Here is a 21,049-nt window from a genome sequence, read left to right on the forward strand (position 1 = left end):
CGCGACGAAGTGGCTGCCTTGGGGACCAAAACCGGTGCTTTTCGTCGCGCACTATCGGCCGCTACCGCAGGCGGGTGGCCGCGGGGACGGGGGAGGGGGAGGCGAGGGCGTCCTGGGCGGCGACGAGCTGGATCTCGCGGGTGCCGGCGGCGAGGGTGGCGTCCAGGACGGACGCGACCGCGGCAGTGGTGAGCTCGACGGCGCGGGCGACAGAGCGGGTCGAGTGCCAGTGGGCCAGGAACAGCGCGGCCGTGACGTCGCCGCACCCGTTGGGGGTGATGGGCAGCTGCGGGGTCGAGACCAGCCAGGCGCCGGAGTCGTCGACCGCGACGACGTCCAGCGTGCCGGGGGCGGTCTCCTGCGTGAGCACCGAGGTGACCAGGACGGTGCGGGGCCCGCGGGCCCGGACGGCGTCGACCGCGTCCAGCAGCGCGGCGCGGGTGCCCACGCCGTCGCAGGTGGTGGCGCCGGCGAGGAAGTCCAGCTCGAAGTGGTTGGGGGTGAGCAGGTCGGCGGCCGGCACGACCTCGTCACGCAGGTACTCGGGGATGCCCGGGAGCACGAACATGCCACGGCCCACGTCGCCCATCACCGGGTCGCAGCAGTAGACGGCATCGGGGTTGAGCGCCTTGACCTTGGCGACGGTCTCGAGGATCACCGCGCCCACGCCCTGGTTGCCCTGGTAGCCGGTGAGCACCGCGTCCGCCGTGCCCAGGACGCCGCGGTCCTCGATGCCGGCGATCACCTCGGCCACGTCCTCGGCCGGCAGCACCGGACCGCGCCAGGCGCCGTAGCCGGTGTGGTTGGAGAAGTGCACCGTGAGCACGGGCCACACCTCGTGCCCCAGCCGCTGGAGGGGGAAGACGGCGGCGGAGTTGCCGACGTGGCCGTAGGCCACCGAGGACTGGACGGACAGGATGCGCACCCGCCCATCCTGGCGCATGAGCCGGCGCCCGAGCGGGGCGGCGTAGGTTCGGCACGTGAGCGACATGACCTACCGCCCGCTGGGCGACTCCGGCCTGATGGTGAGCGCGGTCGGCATCGGCTGCAACGCGTTCAGCCGACGCGTCGACCTCGACGGCGTCCGCGGCATCCTCGACGCCGCCACCGACGTCGGCGTCACCCTGCTCGACACCGCCGACATCTACGGCAACCCGCCCGGCGGCTCCGAGGAGCTGCTCGGCCAGGCGCTCCAGGGCCGCCGCGACGACTTCGTGCTGGCCACCAAGTTCGGCATGGACATGCAGGGCGCCAACGGCGAGGACCACGGCGTCCGCGGGTCGCGGCGCTACGTGCGCCGGGCGGTCGAGGCCAGCCTGCGCCGGCTGCGCACCGACCACATCGACCTCTACCAGCTGCACCGGCCCGACCCGGTGACCCCGATCGAGGAGACCCTCTCGGTGCTCACCGACCTCGTCCACGAGGGCAAAGTCGGCTACCTCGGCATCTCCAACGCCGCGGGCTGGCAGGTCTCGGACGCGGCGTGGACGGCCCGCTCCGGCGGGCTGGAGCCCTTCGTGTCGGTGCAGAACCAGTACTCGCTGCTCGACCGCACCGTCGAGGCCGAGGTCGTCCCGGCCTGCGAGCACCACGGCCTCGGCCTGCTGCCGTTCTTCCCGCTCGAGCGCGGGCTGCTCACCGGCAAGTACCGCCGGGGCGAGGCCGCCCCCGCCGGCAGCCGCGCCGCCGCCGAGCCCGACCGCGCCGGCTGGCTCGGCGAGGCCCCGTGGGACCGGATCGAGGCCCTCGAGGCCTTCGCCGCCGCCCGCGACGTGAGCGTCCTGGACGTCGCCGTCGCCGGCCTGGCCGCGCAGCCCGCCGTGGCCTCGGTGATCTCCGGGGCCACCTCGGGCGAGCAGGTGCGGGCCAACGCGGCCGCGCTGCGCTGGGAGCCGACCGCCGCCGACCTCGTCGAGCTGGACGAGATCACGGTCGGCTGACGCCGCCGGCGCAGGAGGGGCTCAGGCGACCTGCAGCGACCGCTTGGACAGCCCCATCCAGAACTCCCCGGTCGAGCCGATGACCTGCTCGCCGGGCGTGCCGGCGTCCGAGGCCGCGCCCAGGGTGACGAACAGCGGCGAGTAGTGCTCGACCGTGGGGTGGGCGTAGGGCATGCCGGGCGCCACGTCCTTGAACCGGGCAAGCTCGTCCACGTCGCCCTGGGCCATCGCCTCGCCGGCCCAGGAGTCGAACTCCTTCGACCAGCCCGGGGCCTTGGCCTCGATGCGGAAGTCGCGCAGGAACGGCAGGCCGTGGGTGAGGAAGCCGGAGCCGACGATGAGGACGCCCTCGTCGCGCAGCGGACGCAGCCGCTCGCCGATCTTGAGCAGCCGCTCGGGGTCGTGGGTGGGCAGCGACATCTGCAGCACCGGGATGTCGGCCTCGGGGTACATCAGCTTCAGGGGCACCCAGGCGCCGTGGTCGAGGCCGCGCGAGCGGTGCTGGTGCACCGTCTCGTTGTCGGCCATCATCGCGGCCACCTGGTAGGCGAGCACCGAGGCGTCCGGCGTCGCGTACTGCTCGCGGAAGTACTTGGGGTCGAAGCCGCCGAAGTCGTAGATCAGCGGCACGTTGCTGGCCGAGAGGGTCAGCGGCGCGGACTCCCAGTGGGCGCTCACGATCAGGATCGCCTTGGGGCGGGGGAGGTCCCGCGCCCAGGCCTTGAGCTGGGCGCTCCACACCGGGTCGTCCAGCAGCGGCGGAGCGCCGTGGCCGATGAAGAGGGCCGGCATGCGGCGCTCGGGGGCGGTCTGCGGGTCGATCGTCTGCGAAGTCATGTCCACCTCAACTCGTTGATGGTTCAACTTTAATCCCTGACGAGTCAGGTAGTCCAGCCATCGAAGAGCAGCAGTGCCTCAGCCGGCCGCGTGGTCCAGCGGCAGCCGCCAGTCGACGGGCTCGCCGCCGGCGTCCGTCAGCATCTGGTTCACCTTCGAGAACGGTCGCGAGCCGAAGAACCCGCGCGAGGCCGAGAGCGGGGACGGGTGGGCCGAGCGCACGCAGGGCGTGCCGGCCAGCATCGGCTCCAGCGACTGCGCGTCCCGCCCCCAGAGGATCGCCGCCAGCGGCCCGCCGCGCTCGACCAGCGCCTCGATCGCACGCTGGGTGATCGCCTCCCAGCCCTTGCGCCGGTGCGAGGCCGGCTGCCCGGGCTCGACCGTGAGGCATCGGTTCAGCAGCATGACGCCGGCCTCGGTCCACGGGGTCAGGTCGCCGTTGCGGGGCACCTCGACGCCCAGGTCGTCCTTGAGCTCGGAGTAGATGTTCACCAGGCTGCGCGGCAGCGGCCACACGTCGCGGTCCACCGCGAACGACAGGCCGATCGGGTGCCCCGGCGTGGGGTAGGGGTCCTGCCCCACGACCAGCACCTTCACCCCGGCCAGCGGCGCCCGGAACGCCCGGAACACGTTCTCCCCGGCCGGCAGGTAGTGCCGCCCCGCGGCCAGCTCCTCGCGCAGGAAGCGGCCCATCGCGGCCACCTGCGGCTCCACCGGTGCCAGCGCCCGCGCCCAGTCCTCGGCCATCAGGCCCTTGTCCACCAGCCCCGTCAGCGCGCTCATGCGCCGAACCTACCGAGGGCCGCGCCGGCCTCAGTCGCGGGAGCCGGGCGCCAGGTCGCGGGAGGAGGACGAGGAGTAGCGCCGCGTCGGGTTCGAGCCGATCCGGTCGGCCGACGCGGAGGCCGTCGCCTTCGTGGTCGTCTTCGTGGTCGTCTTCTTGGCGGCCTTCTTCGTGGTGGCCGCCCTCGGGCGCCGACCCCGCGCACGCCCGGACGCCGGCGGCGTCGCCGCGTCGTGCGCGGCGAACCACTCGTCGAGGACCGGCCACGTGCCGGTCGCGGCACCCCGCCCCGTCAGCTGTCCGAGGTGCCCACCGGGCACGATCTCCCACCGCGCCTCGGGGGCTCCGGTGAGGGCGTCGACCAGCGAGCGGACGGCCTCGGGCGACACGATCGCGTCGGTGGCACCGGCCACCGCCAGGGTCGGCACGCGCACGGTGGCCGGCGAGACCGTGGTGTCGCCCTCGCGCACCAGCGGCCCCAGCAGTCGGTGGTAGGCCTGGCCGTAGGTGCGACCGGCGTACTCGTGCTCCGCGAGCCCGGCGCGCGCGATGCTTGCCGAGGCGTCGCGTCGCAGCGCCTCGACCGCCTCCAGCTGCGCCAGGTAGGTGGGGTCGTCCAGGCGGCTGGCGGCGGTCAGCGGGGCGCCGACCACCGTGTCCACCAGCCGGCTCTCGAGGGCCGCCCGGGCGCCCGGCACGGCCGAGCCGACCCCGGTGGTGACCCGCCAGCCGAGCCGCACGGCGCCCGCGGAGGAGTCCAGCAGTGGACGCGCGGGCACCGAGAGCGGCACGGCGTCCAGCGACCAGGGCGTGCCGAGCGTGGTGAGGGAGGCCAGCGGCAGGTCCTGCGACGCGGCGGCCAGCACGCCCAGCGCACCGCCCAGCCCCCAGCCCAGGAGGTGCACCGTGCCGATGCCCGAGGCCCGCGCTGCGGCCCGGACGCACGCGGCCACGGCGGGCAGCCGCTCGAGCAGGTCGACGCGGGGGTCCAGCGGCTCGGGCAGCTCCACGAGGAACGTGGTGCGACCGGTGCCCAGCAGGTGCTCGACCAGCGAGCAGCCGCGGCGCAGGTCGTAGACGCGGCCGGGGGCGGCGGGAGGGCCCACCAGCACCACCGGGGCGCCCCCGGCGGCCGGCCCCGTGGGGCTCGCGCCGTCGTGCCGGACCAGCACGCCGCCGTCGTCCGTGCCGAGGAGCACCGTGGCGGGCTGCGGGGTGAGGTCCGCGAGGCCGCGGCGCACGGCCAGCCGGCCGAGGGTGGTGGCCGCGGTGCTGAGCTGGCCGAGGCTGGGCAGCAGGTCCATGACTCGGCAACGTACCCGTCAGGCGGTCGGGCGCGGCTCCTTCTCGTGGGTGCCGACCTGGGAGAGGGCGAGCAGGAAGGAGTCCGCCCACGCCTTGACGTCGTTCTGGGTGACCGTCTTGCGCATCGCCTTCATCCGCTTCGACGACTCCTTCGGGGAGGCGTCGTAGGCGTCGCGCAGCGCCTGCTTCATGCCGTTGATGTCGTGCGGGTTCACCAGGTAGGCCTGGCGCAGCTCCTCGGCGGCGCCGGCGAACTCCGAGAGCACCAGCGCGCCGTCGTTCTCGAAGCGGGTGGCGACGTACTCCTTGGCGACCAGGTTCATGCCGTCGCGGTACGGGGTCACGACCATGATGTCGGCCATCCGGTACAGCGCGGCCATCTCGGCGCGCGGGTAGGAGGAGTGCAGGTAGTGGATGGCCGGGCGCCCGATCTCGCCGAGGTCGCCGTTGATCCGGCCCACCAGCCGCTCGATCTCGTCGCGCAGGATGCGGTACTCCTCGACCTGCTCGCGCGAGGGCACCGCGACCTGGACGAACACGGCGTCCTCGACGCCGAAGTGCCCCTCCTTCATCACCTCGGAGAAGGCGCGCAGGCGGGCGAAGATCCCCTTGGTGTAGTCGAGCCGGTCGACGCCGAGGAAGACGGTGCGCGGGCTGCCCAGCGCCTCGCGGATCTCCTCCGCCCGGGACTCGACCTCGGGGTCGCGGGCCATGTCCTCGAAGCCCTTGGCGTCGATGGAGATCGGGAAGGCGGCGGCGCGGACGGTGCGGCCGTCGGGCAGGTAGACGAGGTCGCGGTGCGTCTTGTGGCCCACGCGCTGGCGCACGAGGCGGACGAAGTTCTGGGCCGCGCCCGGCAGCTGGAAGCCGACCAGGTCGGCACCCAGCAGGCCCTCGAGGATCTGGCGGCGCCACGGCAGCTGCTGGAACAGCTCGGCCGGCGGGAACGGGATGTGCAGGTAGAAGCCGATGCGCAGGTCGGGACGCAGGTCGCGGAGCATCTGCGGCACCAGCTGCAGCTGGTAGTCCTGCACCCACACCGTCGCGCCCTCGGCGGCCAGCGACGCGGCCTTCTCGGCGAAGCGGCGGTTGACCGAGACGTAGGAGTCCCACCACTCGCGGTGGAACTCCGGCTTCACGACGACGTCGTGGTAGAGCGGCCACAGGCAGCCGTTGGAGAAGCCCTCGTAGAAGAGCTCGATCTCCTCGGCGCTCATCGACATCGGCGCGAGGTCGAGGCCGTCGGCGGAGAACAGCTCCTCGTCGCCGTCCGTGCCGCCGGGCCAGCCGATCCACACGCCGTGGTTGCTGCGCATGACGGGCTCGATGGCGGTCACCAGGCCGCCCGGGGACGTGCGCCAGCCGTTGCTCCCGTCCGGCAGCTTGATCCGGTCGACGGGCAGTCGGTTGGCCACGATCACGAGGTCGAACACGCCTCCACCCTAGTCAGACGCGTGTCGCCGACGTGTCGCCCGGCCGGGTGTCGGACGACGGATCGAGGCCCGGCCCGTCAGGGCGCGTCAGGAGGGGTCGTCGGGGAAGGTGACTCCCGTCTGGGCGCGCACCTCGTCCAGCATCCGCATGATCGTGAGGGTCTGCGCGTGCGGCACCAGGCTGCTCTCGCGGGCCCCGGCGGCCAGGCAGCGGGCGACCTCGACCAGCTCGTGGCAGTAGCCCTGCCCGAGCACCGGCTCGGCGGGCACGATCTCGCGGGGTGCGGCCTCGACGAGCAGGTCGCCGTGGGAGGCCTCGACGTCGACCTCGTGGAACCAGGCGTGCTCGGGGTGGTGGAAGTAGCCGTCGAAGGTGACGCGGCCGGTGTCGGTCTCGAGCACGGCGCCGCCGTCGCAGAAGGACGTCATGGAGGCCGACATCAGTGACAGCGCGCCGCTGGTGTGCCGGCCGGAGACGGCCATGTCGAGGTCGACCCCGCCCTCGGAGAGGTCGGCGACCGCCGCCATCGACGCGGGCTCGCCGAGCATCAGCGTGGCCAGCGTGAGCGGGTAGATGCCCATGTCGAGCCAGGCGCTGGCGCCGAGCGCGGGGTCGACGAGGCGGCTCTCGGGGCCGGCGTGGACGACGAAGCCCAGGCCGGCGCGCAGCCGCCGCGGGGTGCCCAGCGCGCCGGAGGAGACCTCCGCGAGCACGGCCCGGATCACCGGGTGGCAGGCCGTCCACATGGCCTCCATGAAGAACAGGTCCTTCTCGCGGGCCAGCGCGACCATGGCGGCGGCGTCGGCCTCGCGCAGCGCGACGGGCTTCTCGCACAGGACGTGCTTGCCGGCCTCCAGCGCCATCCGCACGTGCTCGAGGTGCATCGAGTGCGGGGAGGCGACGTAGACGACCTCGACCTCCGGGTCGGCCACGAGGTCGGCGTAGGAGCCGTGGGGCGTGGCGCCCGGGGCGTGCGCCTCGGCGAAGGCCTCGGCCGAGCCCGTGCTGCGCGAGCCGACCGCCACGATCCGGTGCTCGGGCAGGAGGGCGAGGTCGCGGGCGACGTTGCGGGCGATGGTGCCGGTGGCCAGGAACCCCCAGCGCAGCGGGTCGGTGGCGGTGGGTGCGGTGCGGGCGTCCATGACGCACACCCTGCCACCGGCCCGCCGCTGCCGGTGCCGGCGCGGTCCGGCTCACGTGCGGGGCGGCCTCGCCGCAGGGCGACCTGCGGCCCCGTCGGCGGGCCTGGGACCGTGGTGGGCGCAGCGACACGTCCCCACGCCGTCGTCCGAGGAATCACAGGTGTGTAGTTCGGTTGCGCTACCGTGGACGTGCAGGTGAGAGAGGCTTTCACAGGTCTCTCACCAGCATCGTGAGCATCGCCAGTCACACCAGCACCAGCAGGGGAGCAAGGGACGCATGGAGCCTCAGCGGGACGACGCACAGGTCGCCGGGGACGCCTCGGGCCTGAGCGCGCGCGACCTCGAGATCCTCGAGTTCGAGCGGCTCTGGTGGAAGTACGCCGGTGCCAAGGAGACGGCCGTGCGCGAGAAGTTCGGCATGAGCTCCACGCGCTACTACCAGGTGCTCAACGCGCTCATCGACCGGCCGGAGGCCCTCGAGGCCGACCCGCTGCTCGTGCGCCGGCTCCGCCGCATGCGCGCCGCGCGGCAGCGCCAGCGCTCCGCCCGCCGCCTCGGCTTCGAGATCTGATCGTGGGTCCGCGCAGCCCCGAGGCGCCGGACCGCGGTGCGGTGCTCCCCACCCCCGTCCTGCTGCTCTCCCTCGCCGCCCTGGTGCTCGCCGGCGTCGCGTGGGTGACCACCAGCGGCTCGGACGAGGCGGAGCGGGAGATCACCACCGCCTCCGACGCCTCCACCTCGGCGACCGCCGACCCGTCCGCCTCGGCCACCGACGGGTCCTCCGCCGGTGCGGGTGAGGAGAGCGAGACCGCCGAGCCGTCCGAGGAGCCGAGCGCGACGAGGACGCGCAAGCCGGTCAACCGGTCCAAGACCTACGTCGAGGTCTACAACAACTCCTCCATCAGCGGCCTGGCCGGCGAGGTCGCCACCTCGGCCACCGACGTCGGCTGGAACGTCGTCGGGGCCGACAACTGGTACGGCACCATCCCGGCCAACACCGTGTACTACCCGGCCCGGCTCGAGCGGGAGGCGAAGCTGCTGGCGCGCGACCTCGGCATCGACCGGGTCGTCACCGCCTCGGACCCGATGAAGATGGACCGCCTCACCGTCATCCTCACCGGCGAGCTGGACTGAGCCCGGCGGGGCGGTGAGACCCCGCCCACACGCCACGCCGCGGGGGAGCGGGGGCCGCGGCCCATCTGCTGATCAGGGGACGCGCGCGGGCGCGGCTCGTGTGACCCTGTTCGACATGGAGTTCACGAACGCCGACGCCGAGCGTCGCTGGAGCGACCTGCTGACCGTGCTGGACGGCACGGTCGTGGGCCTCGACTTCGACGGCACGCTGGCGCCCATCGTGGACGACCCCACCTCCGCCGGCATCCACCCCGACGCCCACGAGGCCCTGGCCACGCTCGCCCCCCACGTGGCGGGCGTCGCGATCATCACCGGTCGCCCCGCCGAGCAGGTGATCGGCCTCGGCGACCTCGACGCGCTGGCCGACCGGCTCGCCGCCGCCGGCACCGAGCTGTTCCTGTTCGGGCAGTACGGCAACGAGCGCTGGCGTGGCGGCCACCGCGAGATCGACACCCCGGAGCCGCCGGAGGGCCTGCGCGAGTTCGTCGACGCCCTGCCCGACCTGCTCGAGGAGAAGGACGCCGACGGCGCCTTCGTCGAGGAGAAGGGCCTGGCCGTCGCGGTGCACACCCGCCGCCTGGCCGAGCCCGAGGCCGCCTTCGAGCGGCTGCTGGACCCGCTGACCGCGCTGGCCGAGGAGCACGACCTCGGCGTGGAGCCGGGACGCAACGTCGTCGAGGTCCGGGCCCCGGGGGTGCACAAGGGGATGGCCGTGGCCGAGATCGCCCAGCGCCTCGGCGCGCGCGGCTTCCTGTTCGCCGGGGACGACCTGGGCGACGTCGAGGCCATGAAGCAGCTCGACGTGCTGGCCGAGGACGGGCTGCGGGTGCTCAAGGTCGCCTCCGCCTCGCCGGAGCAGCAGGCGCTGGTCGCCCTCGCGGACGTCGTGGTCAAGGGCCCCGACGGGGTCGTCGACCTGCTCACGCGGCTCGCGCACGACGCCGCCGAGCGCTGATCCGCCCCGGTTCTCCTGATCGGGCCCGGTTATCCCGGTTCTCCCGGGTCTCCCGGTCGGCCCGGGTTCGGCTCAGGTCGCCCCGCCACGGGGCGATCAGACACCTGGCCGCGACCGCATCCTGGGACTCGAGTACGCCATTCGAGACTCCGGGACGTACAGTGGCCACAGCTCTCATCGAGAGGGACTGAGGGAACGGCCCGTTGAAGTCCCGGCAACCGCCGCGAACCTCCGCCTCCTGGCACGCCAGTCAGGAACGGATCGCGGAAAAGGTGCTAATTCCGGCCCGGCACGAGAGACGTGCTCGGGGAAGATGAGGAGGAGGTACTCATGAGCGCTGCGTCCACGATCGAGTCCATCGAGACGACGACCGAGGTGTCCACCGGCCCCGGTACCGCCCCCGGCGTCCGCGAGGGTGCCTTCGGCAACGCCCGCTCCCTCCTGTGCCGCGAGTGCGGCCACGAGGTCGAGCTCGGCCCCTCCTACGCCTGTCCCGAGTGTTTCGGCCCCCTCGAGGTGGCCTACGACTTCCCGGCCGTGACCCGCGAGGAGATCGAGGGCGGCCCGCGCAACATCTGGCGCTACAAGGCGCTGCTCCCGGTGCCCACGGACATCGAGGAGTCCCCGAACACCGAGCCGGGCTTCACCCGCCTGCTCGAGGCCGGCAACCTCGGCCGCGCGCTGGGCATCTCGAAGCTCTGGGTGAAGGACGACTCCACCAACCCCACGAACTCCTTCAAGGACCGCGTCGTCGCCTGCGCCCTCTCGGCCGCCCGCGAGCTCGACGCCAAGGTCTTCGCCTGCCCCTCGACCGGCAACCTGGCCAACGCCGTGGCCGCCGCCGGTGCCCGCGCCGGCATGAAGACCGTCGTCTTCATCCCCTCCAACCTGGAGAAGCCGAAGCAGGTCAACTCGGCCGTCTACACCGACTCGCTGGTCGCCGTCGAGGGCAACTACGACGACGTCAACAAGCTCGCGCAGGAGATCGCCGCCGAGGAGGAGGGCTGGGCGTTCGTCAACGTCAACGTGCGCCCCTTCTACGCCGAGGGCTCCAAGACGCTGGGCTACGAGATCGCCGAGCAGCTCGGCTGGCGCCTGCCCGACCAGGTCGTCATCCCCGTCGCCTCCGGCTCGCAGCTGACCAAGGTGCACAAGGCCTTCCAGGAGCTGATCAAGCTCGGCCTCGTCGAGGAGAAGCCGTACAAGATCTTCGGCGCCCAGGCCAACGGCTGCTCGCCCGTCTCCACCGCCTACAAGGCCGGCGTCGACGCGATCCGCCCGGTCAAGCCGGACACCATCGCCAAGAGCCTCGCCATCGGCAACCCCGCCGACGGCATCTACGTGCTCGACATCGCCCGGGAGACCGGCGGCGCCGTCGAGGACGTGACCGACGACGAGGTCCGCGAGGGCATCCTGCTGCTCGCCCGCTCCGAGGGCGTCTTCACCGAGACCGCCGGCGGCACCACCGTGGCCGTCACCCGCAAGCTCGTGCAGACCGGCCAGCTCGACCCCGAGGCCGAGACCGTCATCATCAACACCGGCATGGGCCTGAAGACGCTCGACGCCGTCTCCGACCAGGTCGGCCCCGCCGCCACCATCAAGGCCTCCTACTCGGCCTTCGTGGGCACCGGCATCGCCTGACCCAGCCCCCGCACGCTCCGCCACCGCGGGCCCCGCACCCACCTCGGGTCGGGGCCCGCGGTGCTTCCCAGTAGTGCGCGACGAAAAGCACCGCCGACGGCCGAGAACAGGACCACTTCGTCGCGCACTAGTGGCGGAGACGCCTCATCGGGAGGTCTCGGCGCGACGACGCAGCAGGTGGGCCAGCTCGGCCTCGTTCTCGCAGGCCGCGATCGCCTCGTCGAAGGCGGCCAGGGCGTCGGGGGTGCGGCCGGCGCGGGCGAGCAGCTCCGCGCGGACGCCGGGCAGGCGGTGCCCGGGCAGCCCGCCGGCGTCGATCGCGGCCAGCGCCTCGAGGCCGGCGTGCGGGCCGTGCACCTCGGCGACGGCCACGGCCCGGTTGAGCCGGACGACGGGGCTCTCGCCCAGCCCGACCAGCTCGTCGTAGCGGGCCACGACCCGGTCCCACCGGGTGGCCGCGGAGGTGGGCGCGATCGCGTGCTCGGCCGCCACCAGCGCCTCGCACAGCCACCGGGACGCGGGCGCGGTGGCCAGCGGGGTCAGCAGGGCGAGCGCCTCGGTGATCGCCGCGTGGTCCCACCGGCCGCGGTCCTGGTCGGGGAGGAGCACGAGGCCGCCGTGCGCGTCGACCCGGGCGTCGCGCCGTGAGTGCTGGAGGAGCAGCAGCGCGAGGAGGGCGTCGACCTCGCGGCGCACGTCCTCGGGGCAGGACGACGGCAGCAGCCCCCGCACCACGCGCACGAGTCGCAGCGCCTCCCCGGCGGCGTCCGCGCGCAGCACGTCCGGGCCGGTGCCGGGGGAGTACCCGGCCGTGAACGCGAGGTAGGCGACCTCGCCCACCAGGAGGACCCGCGCGGCCAGGGCGTCGCCGTCCGGCACGGCGAACCCGGCGCCGGCCAGCCGCTTGCGGGCGCGGGTGAGCCGGGCGGCCATCGTGGGGGCGGGCACGAGGAAGAGTCGTGCGACCTCGGCCGTGCTCACGCCCATCACCATCCGCAGCGTCAGCGCCGCGGCGTGCTTTGGGGCCAGCGACGGGTGAGCGCAGAGCAGGACGAGGCGGAGCCGCTCGTCCGGCAGCGCGTCGTCGCCCACCAGGTCGGCGGGGTCGAGCCGGTCGACCGCGTCCACGAGGGAGGCCTCGACCTCGAGCAGCGGCTGGTGCCGGGCGCGCACCGCCTCGGCGCGCAGCCGGTCCAGCACCCGCCGGCGCGCCGCGGTGAGCAGCCACGCCGGCGGGTTGGCCGGGGCGCCGTCGACCGGCCAGGTGCGGGCGGCCGCCTCCACGGCGTCGGCCAGCCCGTCCTCGGCGAGGTCGAGCCGCCGGTACTGGGCGACCAGCAACGCGAGCAGCCGGCCCCAGTCCTCCCGCACCGCCGCGGCCAGGCGCTCGTCGGGGCTCAGTAGTCCTCCAGCGGCACCGAGCCGCGCACCTCGACGCGGTACCCGGTGGGCAGCAGCGCCACCAGCTCCAGGGCGACCTCCACGCTGGGCAGGTCCACCAGGTACATGCCGGTGAGCTGCTCGGTGCTCTCGGCGAACGGCCCGTCGGTCACCGTCCGGGCGCCGTCGGCCCCCGGGTGCAGCACCCGCGCGCGTCCGGTCTCCTCCAGGGCCGCGCCGGCGAGCAGCGTCCCGCGCTCCTCGACGGCGGCGTCGAACGCACGGTGCCGGTCGAAGGCGGCCTGCCGCTCCTGCGCCGAGGCGCGCAGCCAGGCGTCCGGGTCCTCCTCGTGCAGGAGGACGAGGATCTTCACGCCTGGCCGCCGTGGTCGACCGCGGCGCGGACCTCGATCGTGGCGCCGGTGGCCACCAGCATGCGGCAGACCTCCAGCAGGTCCTCGAGGTCGGCCGACGCCACCGTGTACAGCCCGCCCAGCTGCTCGGCGGCCTCGGCGAACGGGCCCTGGGTGGTGCGCACGCCGCCGGCGCCGTCGGGGGCGAGCACCGTGGCGGTGGCGGCCGGGTGCAGCTCCATGCCACCGGTGATGGTGTGGCCACGCGCCTCCAGCGCGGCGGCGAAGGCGGAGTGGACCTCGAAGGTCGCCGCCTGCTCCTCGGGGGTCGCGGTCTCCCAGGCCGACTCGTCGGCGGTCAGCAGGACGGCGTACTCGGTCGTGGTCATGGCTGCTCCTCGTGCTCGTGCTCGGCCCGTGTGGCGCGAGTCTGTCACCCGGGTGACGCCCGGGGAGGCCGTCGATCGACAGGTGCGGACGACCTTCTTCCACCGACCACCCGGTGCTCACCGGTTGTTCAGCGCGGCGGCGTAGACCGGTGGCGTGCGTCGTCGTCTCATCGCCGTGGGAGTGACCGCCGGGGCCGTGGGCGCCGTGGGCGGGGCTCTCGGGGTCGCGTTCCGCCAGCTCTTGCACGCCCAGGCCGCGAAGGCCCGGGCGATCATCGGCAAGCCGCTGGGGGAGGACGCGATCGACGCCGACCGGGTGTGGAAGGCCGGCTACGGCGACCCCCTGGACCTGCTGCTGCTCGGCGACTCCATCGCGGCCGGCCTGGGGGCCGACGTCCGCAAGGAGACGCTGGGGGCGCGGTTGAGCAAGGGCCTGGCCAAGCAGCTGCACCGGGCGGTGCGGCTGCGCACCGCGGCGGTCGTCGGATCGGAGTCCTCCGCGCTCGCCTCCCAGCTCGACGCGCTCCCGCCCGACTACCGGCCGCAGCTCGCCGTCATCGTCGTCGGCGGCAACGACGTCACCCACCGGGTGCCCGTGGCGGACTCCGCCGCCCACCTCGAGGACGCCGTCACCCGGCTGCGCGCGCTCGGCGCCGGCGTGGTCGTCGGCACCTGCCCCGACCTGGGCGCGCTGCGCCCCGTGCCGCAGCCGCTGCGGACGCTGGGCTCGCGGGCCTCGCGCCAGCTGGCGGCGGCCCAGGAGCGCGCGGCGCTGCACGCCGGCGCCCACGCCGTCTCCCTGGCGCACGTGGTCGGGCCGTTCTTCATCACCAACCCCGACGAGATGTTCAGCCTCGACCGCTTCCACCCCAGCCCGCTGGGCTACAAGCGCACGGCCGAGGCGATGCTGCCCTCGCTGCTGGCAGCACTCGGCGAGCGCGAGGACGTGCCGTTCGGCCACGCGGCTCCCAGGGGCGGTCGCTGAGCCTCAGCCGACGACCACGTACCGGTCGTCGCTGATCTCCCGACCCCAGTAGACCGCCTCGGGCAGGCGGACGAGGCGGGGCCGGCGCCCCGCGTCGCGCAGCAGCGCCTGCGTCTCCTCCGCGGCCAGGCCGGCGCCGTTGCCCCAGCGTCCCTCGACGAGCACCAGCCGGCCGCCCGGCCGCAGCAGCCCGCCCCAGCGCCGCAGGACCTCGACCGGCTCCGGCAGCGCCCACAGCACGTGCCGGCACAGCACCACGTCGTAGGTGCCGTCGGTCAGCGGCGGCCGGGCTGCGTCGCCGCGGGTGATCGTGACGCCCCGGTGCTGCGCGGTCTTGGCCTGCGCCAGCGCGACCATCCGCGGGGAGACGTCCACGCCGTCGACGTCGAAGCCCGCCTGGGCCAGCAGGTCGGTGAGGGTGGCCGTGCCGCAGCCCAGGTCGGCGACCCGGCCCGGCGGCGGTGGCAGGAGGCCCAGCAGCAGGTCGCGCCAGGCGGCGCGGACCGTCGGGTCGCGCAGGCCGTGGTCGGCGGGCTCGTCGAAGGCGTCGGCCTCGGCGTCCCAGAGGTCGGCGGTGTCGCCCAGGGGGTGCTCGTCCACCCGAGGCACGCTAGCCGGAGGCTCCGACGCCGGCCCTGGGAGCGGGGCGGGAGCGGGGCGGGAGCGGGGCGGGAGCGGGGCGGGAACGGGGCGGTGAGAGGGCAAGGACGTTTGCACTCGAGGGGGTCGAGTGCTAAACATGACGCTGGCACTCTCTCTGTGAGAGTGACAGTACCCCCGAGCCGGGGAGCTGAGGCCGCAGCGCCGTCGGGAATGGTCCGGCGGGCCGCAGCGGTCGTCCGTCGCGGGCAGCGCCACGGCTCGTCCACCGACTCTTCAGATGCGAAGGATCGCAGGAGTTATGCCGAAGCTGATTGCATTCGACGAGGAGGCCCGCCGCGGTCTCGAGCGTGGCATGAACACGCTCGCTGACGCGGTGAAGGTGACCCTCGGTCCCAAGGGCCGCAACGTCGTGCTCGAGAAGAAGTGGGGCGCCCCCACGATCACCAACGATGGTGTGTCCATCGCTAAGGAGATCGAGCTCGAGGACCCCTACGAGAAGATCGGTGCCGAGCTCGTCAAGGAGGTCGCCAAGAAGACGGACGACGTCGCTGGCGACGGCACCACCACCGCCACCGTGCTGGCCCAGGCCATGGTCCGCGAGGGCCTGCGCAACGTGGCCGCCGGTGCGAACCCGATGGGCCTCAAGCGTGGCATCGAGGCGGCTGTCGCCTCCGTGTCCGAGCAGCTGCTCGGCATGGCCACCGACATCGAGACCCGTGAGCAGATCGCGGCCACCGCGACCATCTCCGCCGGTGGCGACACCACCGTCGGCGACGCCATCGCCGAGGCGATGGACAAGGTCGGCAAGGAGGGCGTGATCACGGTCGAGGAGTCGAACACCTTCGGCATCGACCTCGAGCTCACCGAGGGCATGCGGTTCGACAAGGGCTACATCTCCGCCTACTTCGCGACCGACATGGAGCGCATGGAGGCCGTCCTCGACGACCCCTACATCCTCATCGCGAACCAGAAGATCAGCTCCGTCAAGGACCTGCTCCCCATCCTCGAGAAGGTCATGCAGTCCGGCAAGCCGCTGCTGATCATCTCCGAGGACGTCGACGGCGAGGCCCTGTCCACGCTGGTCGTCAACAAGATCCGCGGCACCTTCAAGTCCGTCGCCGTCAAGGCCCCGGGCTTCGGTGACCGCCGCAAGGCCATGCTGCAGGACATCGCGATCCTGACCGGCGGCCAGGTCATCTCCGAGGAGGTCGGCCTCAAGCTCGAGTCGGCCGGCATGGAGCTGCTCGGCACCGCGCGCAAGGTCGTCATCACCAAGGACGAGACCACCATCGTCGAGGGCTCCGGCGACGCCGGTCAGATCGAGGGTCGGGTCAACCAGATCCGCGCCGAGATCGAGAACAGCGACTCCGACTACGACCGCGAGAAGCTCCAGGAGCGCCTCGCCAAGCTGGCCGGCGGCGTGGCCGTCATCAAGGTCGGCGCGGCCACCGAGGTCGAGCTCAAGGAGCGCAAGCACCGCATCGAGGACGCCGTGCGCAACGCGAAGGCTGCCGTCGAGGAGGGCATCGTCGCCGGCGGTGGCGTCGCCCTCGTCCAGGCTGGCGCCAACGCGTTCGAGAAGCTGGACCTCACGGGTGACGAGGCCACCGGCGCGAACATCGTCAAGGTCGCCATCGAGGCCCCGCTCAAGCAGATCGCGATCAACGCCGGTCTCGAGGGTGGCGTCGTGTCGGAGAAGGTGCGCAACCTCCCCTCCGGCCAGGGCCTCAACGCGGCCACCGGCGAGTACGTCGAGATGCTGGCCACCGGCATCATCGACCCCGCCAAGGTGACCCGCAGCGCCCTGCAGAACGCCGCCTCCATCGCGGCGCTCTTCCTCACCACCGAGGCTGTCGTCGCCGACAAGCCGGAGAAGGCCGCCCCCATGCCGGGCGGCGACGGTGGCATGGGCGGCATGGACTTCTGAGTCCTGCCTCGTAGCACCTGCACCACCCGCACGGCCCCGGTCCCTTCGGTGGACCGGGGCCGTGCGGCATGTCCGGGCCGGTCACGGGGCCCGTGTGAGACTGGCCGGGTGCACCGCCCCCGACCCCTCCTGCTCGCCGGCCTGTGCGCGCTGGTGCTCGCCTCCGGGTGCGCCTCGCAGGGCACCCCGACGGCGGAGCCGGCCCCCTCGGCCAGCCCGTCCACCAGCCCGTCCGGCAGCCCTTCCTCCGGTACCGACGAGGGCGAGGACGGCAGCGAGAGCCAGGACGAGGCCGCGTACCCCGTCGTGACGCTGACCGCGGCCTCGGCCAGCGGCCGCTGCGCCGTGCCGACCGCGGCCCGGCTGCGGCTCGCCGACGGAGCCTGGTCGGGCACGGTCACCGACGCCGGTGACGGCAGCGTCACGGTCGTCACCGACCGCACCTGGGCCGGCGAGGAGGCCGGCACCCTGCGGCTCGACGTGCTCGACGACGTCGACCTCCTGCTCGACGGCCTGGCCCTCGAGGTCGACGAGGACGTGCTGGTGGCCGCCTCGGGCTCCCAGGTCATGGTCTGCGGCTTCTCCGGGGAGGAGACCGCCGCGCGCACGCGCCTGTACGAGCGGGCGTTCGGGACGACGGCGTGAGCGCCGCGGCACCGGCCCGCCGCGTGGCCGGCCTGGTCCTCGCCGCGGGCGCCGGCACCCGCCGCGGTGGGCCCAAGGCGCTGGCCGCCGACGAGGGCGGCCCGTGGCTGACCCGTGCCGTGGCCCTGCTGCGGGACGCGGGCTGCGACCCGGTGACGGTGGTGCTGGGCGCCGCGCCCGAGGCCGCGGACCTGCTCGAGCCGGACGACGCCGTGCGGGTCGTCGTGGCGCAGGACTGGGCGCAGGGCCAGTCCGCCTCGCTGCGCGCCGGGCTCGAGGCGCTCGCGGGCACCGACGTCGCGGCCGCCCTCGTGGCCCTGGTCGACCTGCCCGACCTCCGGGCCGAGGTCGCCGCGCGCGTGGTGCTGCGGTGCAGCGGCCCGGGCTCGCTGGCCCGGGCGAGCTTCCTCGGCACCCCGGGCCACCCCGTGCTGCTGGGGCGCGAGCACTGGGCCGGCGTCCTGGACGTCGCGACGGGGGACGCCGGCGCACGGCCCTACCTGCGGGCGCACCCGCCGGTGCTGGTCGAGTGCGGGGACCTGGCCACGGGTGTGGACGACGACGGGCCACCGCGGTGAGCGCACCCCCACGGCTCCAGCCGCTCACGCGCGCCCGGGTGGCCGACCTGGGGGAGGCCGGCGCCGCGTGGCACGCGGCCCTGCCCGGCGTCCTCGACGCACTGGCCCAGCGCTGGGAGGTCGCCTGGGGCCGGCAGCTGCCCGGCGGCTCGGCCTCGTACGTGCTGGCCGCCACGACCCGGGACGAGCAGGAACGGGTGCTGAAGGTGCGGCTGCCCGAGCCGGGGCTCGGGGAGGGGCTCGGGGAGGGGCGCGACGGCGGAGAGGGCGGAGAGGGGGGAGAGGCCCGGGTGCTGCGTGCGGCGGACGGGCGCGGGTACGCGCGGCTGCACGCGTACGTGCCGGCGTCCGACCTGGGTCTGGCGGACGGGGCCGACGCGCTGCTGCTGGAGCGGCTCGGCCCGTCCCTGGACGCCACGGGCGGCTCCGTGGAGGACCGGCTCACCGTGCTGGCCCGCACCCTGCGCGAGGCGTGGCAGGTGCCGCCGCCCCCGACGGGGCCGCGCGAGGACAAGGCGCTGTCGCTGGCCCGCGCGGTGCGCGAGACCGACGCACGGCTCGGCGGCGTCACCGATCCCGCGGCCCTGCGCGAGGCGCTCGCGGCGGCCGAGCGGCTGGCCGGCTGGACCGGTGCGACCGTCACCGTGCACGGCGACGCCCACCCCTCCAACCTGCTCCGCACCCGGGACGGACGCGGCACCGGCTGGGCCTTCGTCGACCCCGACGGGTTCGCCTGCGACCCCGCCTACGACCTCGGCGTCGCGGTGCGCGACTGGTCCTCGCACCTGCGGGGCGCCGACGCCCGCGCCCGGCTGCGCGGCTGGTGCGGGCTGCTCGCGACCGCGACCGGGCTGGACGCGCGCCGCGTCTGGGACTGGGCCTACCTCGAGCGGGTCTCGACCGGCCTCTACGTCAGCGGGTTCGGCGCACCCACGGTCGGCCGCCCGTTCCTGGAGACGGCCGCTGCGCTCGTCTGACCCGCCCCCAGCCCGGCAGGCCGGTCTCAGCGGGCCCGGCGCACGCGGATCGGGCCCTTGGCCGTGGAGGGGTCCACGACTCGTCCGCCCTGGGTGATCTCCACCTGTCCGGCCGCCACCAGCCGTCGCGCCGCACGCCGCGCCGGCTCCATGAGGTCGCGCCAGTCCTCCCCGCCGACCGCCCGCGCCGCCTCCGAGGGGCAGATCGTCGACGAGGCCGCGCGCGAGGCGAGCAGGTCGGTGATGCTCCGCTCGAGCGCCTCGTCCGTGGGCCCGGGCTTGTGCCGGCGGCAGGCGGTGGAGCAGTAGCGCACGTCGTCCCAGCTGCGCTCCCACTTCTTGCGCCACTCGATCGTGCGGCCGCAGGTCGCGCAGGTCTTGGGCTCGGGGGTGCTTACGCCCACCAGCCTGCCGCGCGGCGCGGGGCGTCCGCTCACCCCTCACGGCGAGCGGACGCCTTGCCCGACCCGGCAGGCTGGCCCCCCCGAGCAGCCCCCACGCAGGATCCACGCAGCACCCGCCCCGGGACACGGTCAGGAGCCCGCATGACCCGCACACCGCTCGCCGCCGCGCTGGCGGCGCTCGCGCTCGTCCTCACCGCCTGCACGGGCGGCACGCAGGAGGACGCCGGCGGCGCGGCCGCGCCCGCGAGCAGCAGCGCGCCCGCCCCGTCCGAGCCGTCGACGTCGTCAGGATCGCCGACGCGGACAGCGAGCCCCTCGGAGTCCGGGTCCGGGTCGGCGAGCGCCGACGAGACCGTGGCCGCCGAGGACCTGCCCCGGGTGGAGCGGAAGGTGTCCCTGCCGGCCCTCATGCGCGACGGGGTGCGCTCGGGGCGGCTGACCCGCACCCAGCCGCTGGCCTCCACCGACACGTGGCGCTCGTGGGCGGTGACCTACCGGGTCGAGGACCGGACGGTCTCCGGCGAGCTGCTGGTGCCCCGCGGGCGTGGGCCGTTCCCGGCCGTCGTCCTCAACCACGGGTACATCGAGCCCTCGTACTACAGCCTGGGCCAGGGGCTGAGCCGCGAGCAGGAGTACCTGGCCGCCCGCGGCTTCGTGGTGCTGCACACCGACTACGGCGGCTACGCCGGCTCCGACCCGGTGGGTAAGGTGGGCTGGGAGAGCCGCCTGGCCTGGACCCGGGACGCCATCGGGGCCGTGCAGGAGGTGAAGAAGATGGCGGTCGTGGACGAGGACCGCACCGCCTTCCTCGGGCGCTCGGCCGGCGGGGGCGTCACGTACAACGCCATCGTGGCGGACCCGGACCTGGTCGACGCCGCCGTCGTCTTCGCCCCGGTCAGCTCCGACCTCACCGACAACCTCGCCCGCTGGACGGTGCCCGAGCGCCCCGACTTCGCCGCCGCCCTGGCGCAGGCCGTCGGCGGCACGCCCGCGCAGGAGCCGCGGGCCTACCGTCAGCTCTCGCCCCGCACCTACTTCGACCGGATCGAGGTACCGGTGCTCATCCACCACGGCACCAGCGACGACGTCTGCCCGATCGGCTGGTCGCGCACCACCCAGCGGCTGCTGGAGCGGGCCGGGGTCCGCAGCCGTCTGGTGGAGTACGCGGGGGAGGAGCACGCGTTCGGTCCGCAGTTCACGGACTCGATGGCGCGCACGGTGCGCTTCCTGCGGGCCCGTCTGGACGGGTGAGCAACCCCTGCGGGTGAAACCTCGCCGTCGTCGTGACAGCCCGACGGCGACCGGGCAGACTGGCCGCGCCGACGGGGGATCTGGGCGAGACACGCACCAGGTTGGTTGCCGAGGGGCCGGCCAGGTGCTCGCGCGGACGGGTCCCGTTCCGTCCGCCCGCAGGGGCAGGACGGGAGGACCCGCGCGGCGCCACCTCGGGCCCGGGCCGTGTGTCGATCACCACGGTGACCGACCCGGGCAGGAGGATCTTTGCGGCATCGTTATGCCGGGGGCCGTCCATCACCCTCTCAGGCTGAGTTAAGCCGGGTAGCGTAGCGGTGCTCACGGAACCCAGGCATGACCGGCGTCGGCACGACATTCGCTGAGACCGTGGCGCTGTTGCGGT

Annotated in this window: 22 protein-coding genes and 1 riboswitch; of the genes, 11 read left to right on the forward strand and 11 right to left on the reverse strand. The window is 74.2% G+C overall.

Features of this window, described 5'->3' with window-relative positions:
- Positions 1-61 precede the first annotated feature (61 nt).
- Positions 62-925: a pyridoxal kinase PdxY gene (gene pdxY, locus M8330_RS05925; RefSeq protein ID WP_250826579.1), complete on the reverse strand. Its 864-nt coding sequence runs from the start codon at positions 923-925 to the stop codon at positions 62-64.
- Between the two features lie 64 nt (positions 926-989).
- Between pdxY and M8330_RS05930 the strand changes: the two genes are divergently transcribed.
- Complete coding sequence (locus tag M8330_RS05930) at positions 990-1,940, forward strand: aldo/keto reductase (protein ID WP_250051590.1); 951 nt, start codon at positions 990-992, stop codon at positions 1,938-1,940.
- Positions 1,941-1,961: 21 nt separating this feature from the next.
- On the opposite strand, the gene M8330_RS05935 is transcribed toward M8330_RS05930, so the two are convergent.
- From M8330_RS05935 to M8330_RS05955, 5 genes are all read right to left on the reverse strand, one after another.
- The gene (locus M8330_RS05935; protein WP_250826580.1) at positions 1,962-2,777 is read right to left on the reverse strand and encodes a dioxygenase family protein; all 816 of its coding nucleotides are present in this window, start codon (positions 2,775-2,777) and stop codon (positions 1,962-1,964) included.
- A gap of 78 nt (positions 2,778-2,855) precedes the next feature.
- Positions 2,856-3,560, reverse strand: coding sequence for a uracil-DNA glycosylase (locus M8330_RS05940; RefSeq protein WP_250826581.1), 705 nt, complete (start codon positions 3,558-3,560; stop codon positions 2,856-2,858).
- A gap of 30 nt (positions 3,561-3,590) precedes the next feature.
- A complete protein-coding gene (locus M8330_RS05945) occupies positions 3,591-4,865 on the reverse strand; it encodes an alpha/beta fold hydrolase (protein ID WP_250826582.1) in 1,275 nt (424 codons plus the stop codon).
- A gap of 18 nt (positions 4,866-4,883) precedes the next feature.
- Complete coding sequence (locus M8330_RS05950; protein WP_250826583.1) at positions 4,884-6,299, reverse strand: alpha,alpha-trehalose-phosphate synthase (UDP-forming); 1,416 nt, start codon at positions 6,297-6,299, stop codon at positions 4,884-4,886.
- 87 nt (positions 6,300-6,386) lie between these two features.
- On the reverse strand, positions 6,387-7,442 hold the full coding sequence (locus M8330_RS05955) for a Gfo/Idh/MocA family protein (RefSeq protein WP_250826584.1): 1,056 nt from the start codon (positions 7,440-7,442) through the stop codon (positions 6,387-6,389).
- Between the two features lie 277 nt (positions 7,443-7,719).
- On the opposite strand from M8330_RS05955, the gene M8330_RS05960 reads away from it, so the two are divergent.
- From M8330_RS05960 to thrC, 4 genes are all read left to right on the forward strand, one after another.
- Positions 7,720-8,013 (forward strand): DUF3263 domain-containing protein, encoded by a 294-nt coding sequence (locus M8330_RS05960; RefSeq protein WP_250051460.1) that lies wholly within the window; start codon positions 7,720-7,722, stop codon positions 8,011-8,013.
- Between the two features lie 2 nt (positions 8,014-8,015).
- On the forward strand, positions 8,016-8,576 hold the full coding sequence (locus M8330_RS05965; protein WP_250826585.1) for a LytR C-terminal domain-containing protein: 561 nt from the start codon (positions 8,016-8,018) through the stop codon (positions 8,574-8,576).
- Positions 8,577-8,691: 115 nt separating this feature from the next.
- Entirely contained in the window at positions 8,692-9,531 is an 840-nt protein-coding gene (gene otsB / locus M8330_RS05970; RefSeq protein WP_250826586.1) for a trehalose-phosphatase, read from the forward strand.
- Positions 9,532-9,702: 171 nt separating this feature from the next.
- Positions 9,703-9,851, forward strand: a riboswitch (SAM riboswitch).
- A gap of 10 nt (positions 9,852-9,861) precedes the next feature.
- A complete protein-coding gene (gene thrC / locus M8330_RS05975) occupies positions 9,862-11,172 on the forward strand; it encodes a threonine synthase (RefSeq protein ID WP_250826587.1) in 1,311 nt (436 codons plus the stop codon).
- Between the two features lie 144 nt (positions 11,173-11,316).
- Here the strand turns inward: thrC and M8330_RS05980 are convergent, their stop codons facing one another.
- From M8330_RS05980 to M8330_RS05990, 3 genes are read right to left on the reverse strand one after another with little or no spacing between them, the layout of a single operon-like run.
- On the reverse strand, positions 11,317-12,543 hold the full coding sequence (locus tag M8330_RS05980; RefSeq protein WP_250826588.1) for an RNA polymerase sigma factor: 1,227 nt from the start codon (positions 12,541-12,543) through the stop codon (positions 11,317-11,319).
- A gap of 26 nt (positions 12,544-12,569) precedes the next feature.
- Positions 12,570-12,926: a YciI family protein gene (locus tag M8330_RS05985; protein WP_250051467.1), complete on the reverse strand. Its 357-nt coding sequence runs from the start codon at positions 12,924-12,926 to the stop codon at positions 12,570-12,572.
- Positions 12,923-13,294, reverse strand: coding sequence for a YciI family protein (locus M8330_RS05990; RefSeq protein WP_250051468.1), 372 nt, complete (start codon positions 13,292-13,294; stop codon positions 12,923-12,925). The genes M8330_RS05985 and M8330_RS05990 overlap by 4 nt, the downstream gene beginning before the upstream one ends.
- Positions 13,295-13,448: 154 nt before the next feature.
- On the opposite strand from M8330_RS05990, the gene M8330_RS05995 reads away from it, so the two are divergent.
- Positions 13,449-14,279, forward strand: coding sequence for an SGNH/GDSL hydrolase family protein (locus M8330_RS05995; RefSeq protein WP_250826589.1), 831 nt, complete (start codon positions 13,449-13,451; stop codon positions 14,277-14,279).
- A gap of 3 nt (positions 14,280-14,282) precedes the next feature.
- Here M8330_RS05995 and M8330_RS06000 read toward each other — a convergent pair whose 3' ends face one another.
- A complete protein-coding gene (locus tag M8330_RS06000) occupies positions 14,283-14,879 on the reverse strand; it encodes a class I SAM-dependent methyltransferase (protein ID WP_250826590.1) in 597 nt (198 codons plus the stop codon).
- A 301-nt stretch (positions 14,880-15,180) separates the two neighbouring features.
- Between M8330_RS06000 and groL the strand changes: the two genes are divergently transcribed.
- From groL to M8330_RS06020, 4 genes are all read left to right on the forward strand, one after another.
- The gene (groL, locus tag M8330_RS06005) at positions 15,181-16,809 is read left to right on the forward strand and encodes a chaperonin GroEL (RefSeq protein ID WP_250051474.1); all 1,629 of its coding nucleotides are present in this window, start codon (positions 15,181-15,183) and stop codon (positions 16,807-16,809) included.
- Between the two features lie 108 nt (positions 16,810-16,917).
- Positions 16,918-17,454, forward strand: coding sequence for a hypothetical protein (locus M8330_RS06010; protein WP_250826591.1), 537 nt, complete (start codon positions 16,918-16,920; stop codon positions 17,452-17,454).
- Positions 17,451-18,032, forward strand: a complete 582-nt coding sequence (locus M8330_RS06015; RefSeq protein ID WP_250826592.1) for a nucleotidyltransferase family protein — start codon at positions 17,451-17,453, stop codon at positions 18,030-18,032. The genes M8330_RS06010 and M8330_RS06015 overlap by 4 nt, the downstream gene beginning before the upstream one ends.
- Positions 18,029-19,009, forward strand: coding sequence for an aminoglycoside phosphotransferase family protein (locus M8330_RS06020; RefSeq protein ID WP_250826593.1), 981 nt, complete (start codon positions 18,029-18,031; stop codon positions 19,007-19,009). Before M8330_RS06015 ends, M8330_RS06020 begins: the two co-directional genes overlap by 4 nt.
- A 26-nt stretch (positions 19,010-19,035) precedes the next feature.
- Here M8330_RS06020 and M8330_RS06025 read toward each other — a convergent pair whose 3' ends face one another.
- Positions 19,036-19,446 carry a DUF3253 domain-containing protein gene (locus M8330_RS06025; RefSeq protein ID WP_250826594.1) on the reverse strand — a complete coding sequence of 137 codons (411 nt, stop codon included), beginning with the start codon at positions 19,444-19,446 and terminating at the stop codon, positions 19,036-19,038.
- A 108-nt stretch (positions 19,447-19,554) separates the two neighbouring features.
- Between M8330_RS06025 and M8330_RS06030 the strand changes: the two genes are divergently transcribed.
- Complete coding sequence (locus M8330_RS06030) at positions 19,555-20,664, forward strand: alpha/beta hydrolase family protein (protein ID WP_250826595.1); 1,110 nt, start codon at positions 19,555-19,557, stop codon at positions 20,662-20,664.
- Positions 20,665-21,049 lie beyond the last annotated feature (385 nt).

The organism is Nocardioides bruguierae (assembly GCF_023656415.1).
In the GTDB taxonomy this organism is placed as follows: domain Bacteria; phylum Actinomycetota; class Actinomycetes; order Propionibacteriales; family Nocardioidaceae; genus Nocardioides; species Nocardioides bruguierae.

Coding starts and splice junctions, on each gene's coding strand:
- M8330_RS05930 (WP_250051590.1), top strand. CDS start 990: ATGACCTACCGCCCGCTGGGCGACTCCGGCCTGATGGTGAGCGCGGTC.
- M8330_RS05935 (WP_250826580.1), bottom strand. CDS start 2,777: ATGACTTCGCAGACGATCGACCCGCAGACCGCCCCCGAGCGCCGCATG.
- M8330_RS05940 (WP_250826581.1), bottom strand. CDS start 3,560: ATGAGCGCGCTGACGGGGCTGGTGGACAAGGGCCTGATGGCCGAGGAC.
- M8330_RS05945 (WP_250826582.1), bottom strand. CDS start 4,865: ATGGACCTGCTGCCCAGCCTCGGCCAGCTCAGCACCGCGGCCACCACC.
- M8330_RS05955 (WP_250826584.1), bottom strand. CDS start 7,442: ATGGACGCCCGCACCGCACCCACCGCCACCGACCCGCTGCGCTGGGGG.
- M8330_RS05960 (WP_250051460.1), top strand. CDS start 7,720: ATGGAGCCTCAGCGGGACGACGCACAGGTCGCCGGGGACGCCTCGGGC.
- otsB (WP_250826586.1), top strand. CDS start 8,692: ATGGAGTTCACGAACGCCGACGCCGAGCGTCGCTGGAGCGACCTGCTG.
- thrC (WP_250826587.1), top strand. CDS start 9,862: ATGAGCGCTGCGTCCACGATCGAGTCCATCGAGACGACGACCGAGGTG.
- M8330_RS05990 (WP_250051468.1), bottom strand. CDS start 13,294: ATGACCACGACCGAGTACGCCGTCCTGCTGACCGCCGACGAGTCGGCC.
- groL (WP_250051474.1), top strand. CDS start 15,181: ATGCCGAAGCTGATTGCATTCGACGAGGAGGCCCGCCGCGGTCTCGAG.
- M8330_RS06030 (WP_250826595.1), top strand. CDS start 19,555: ATGACCCGCACACCGCTCGCCGCCGCGCTGGCGGCGCTCGCGCTCGTC.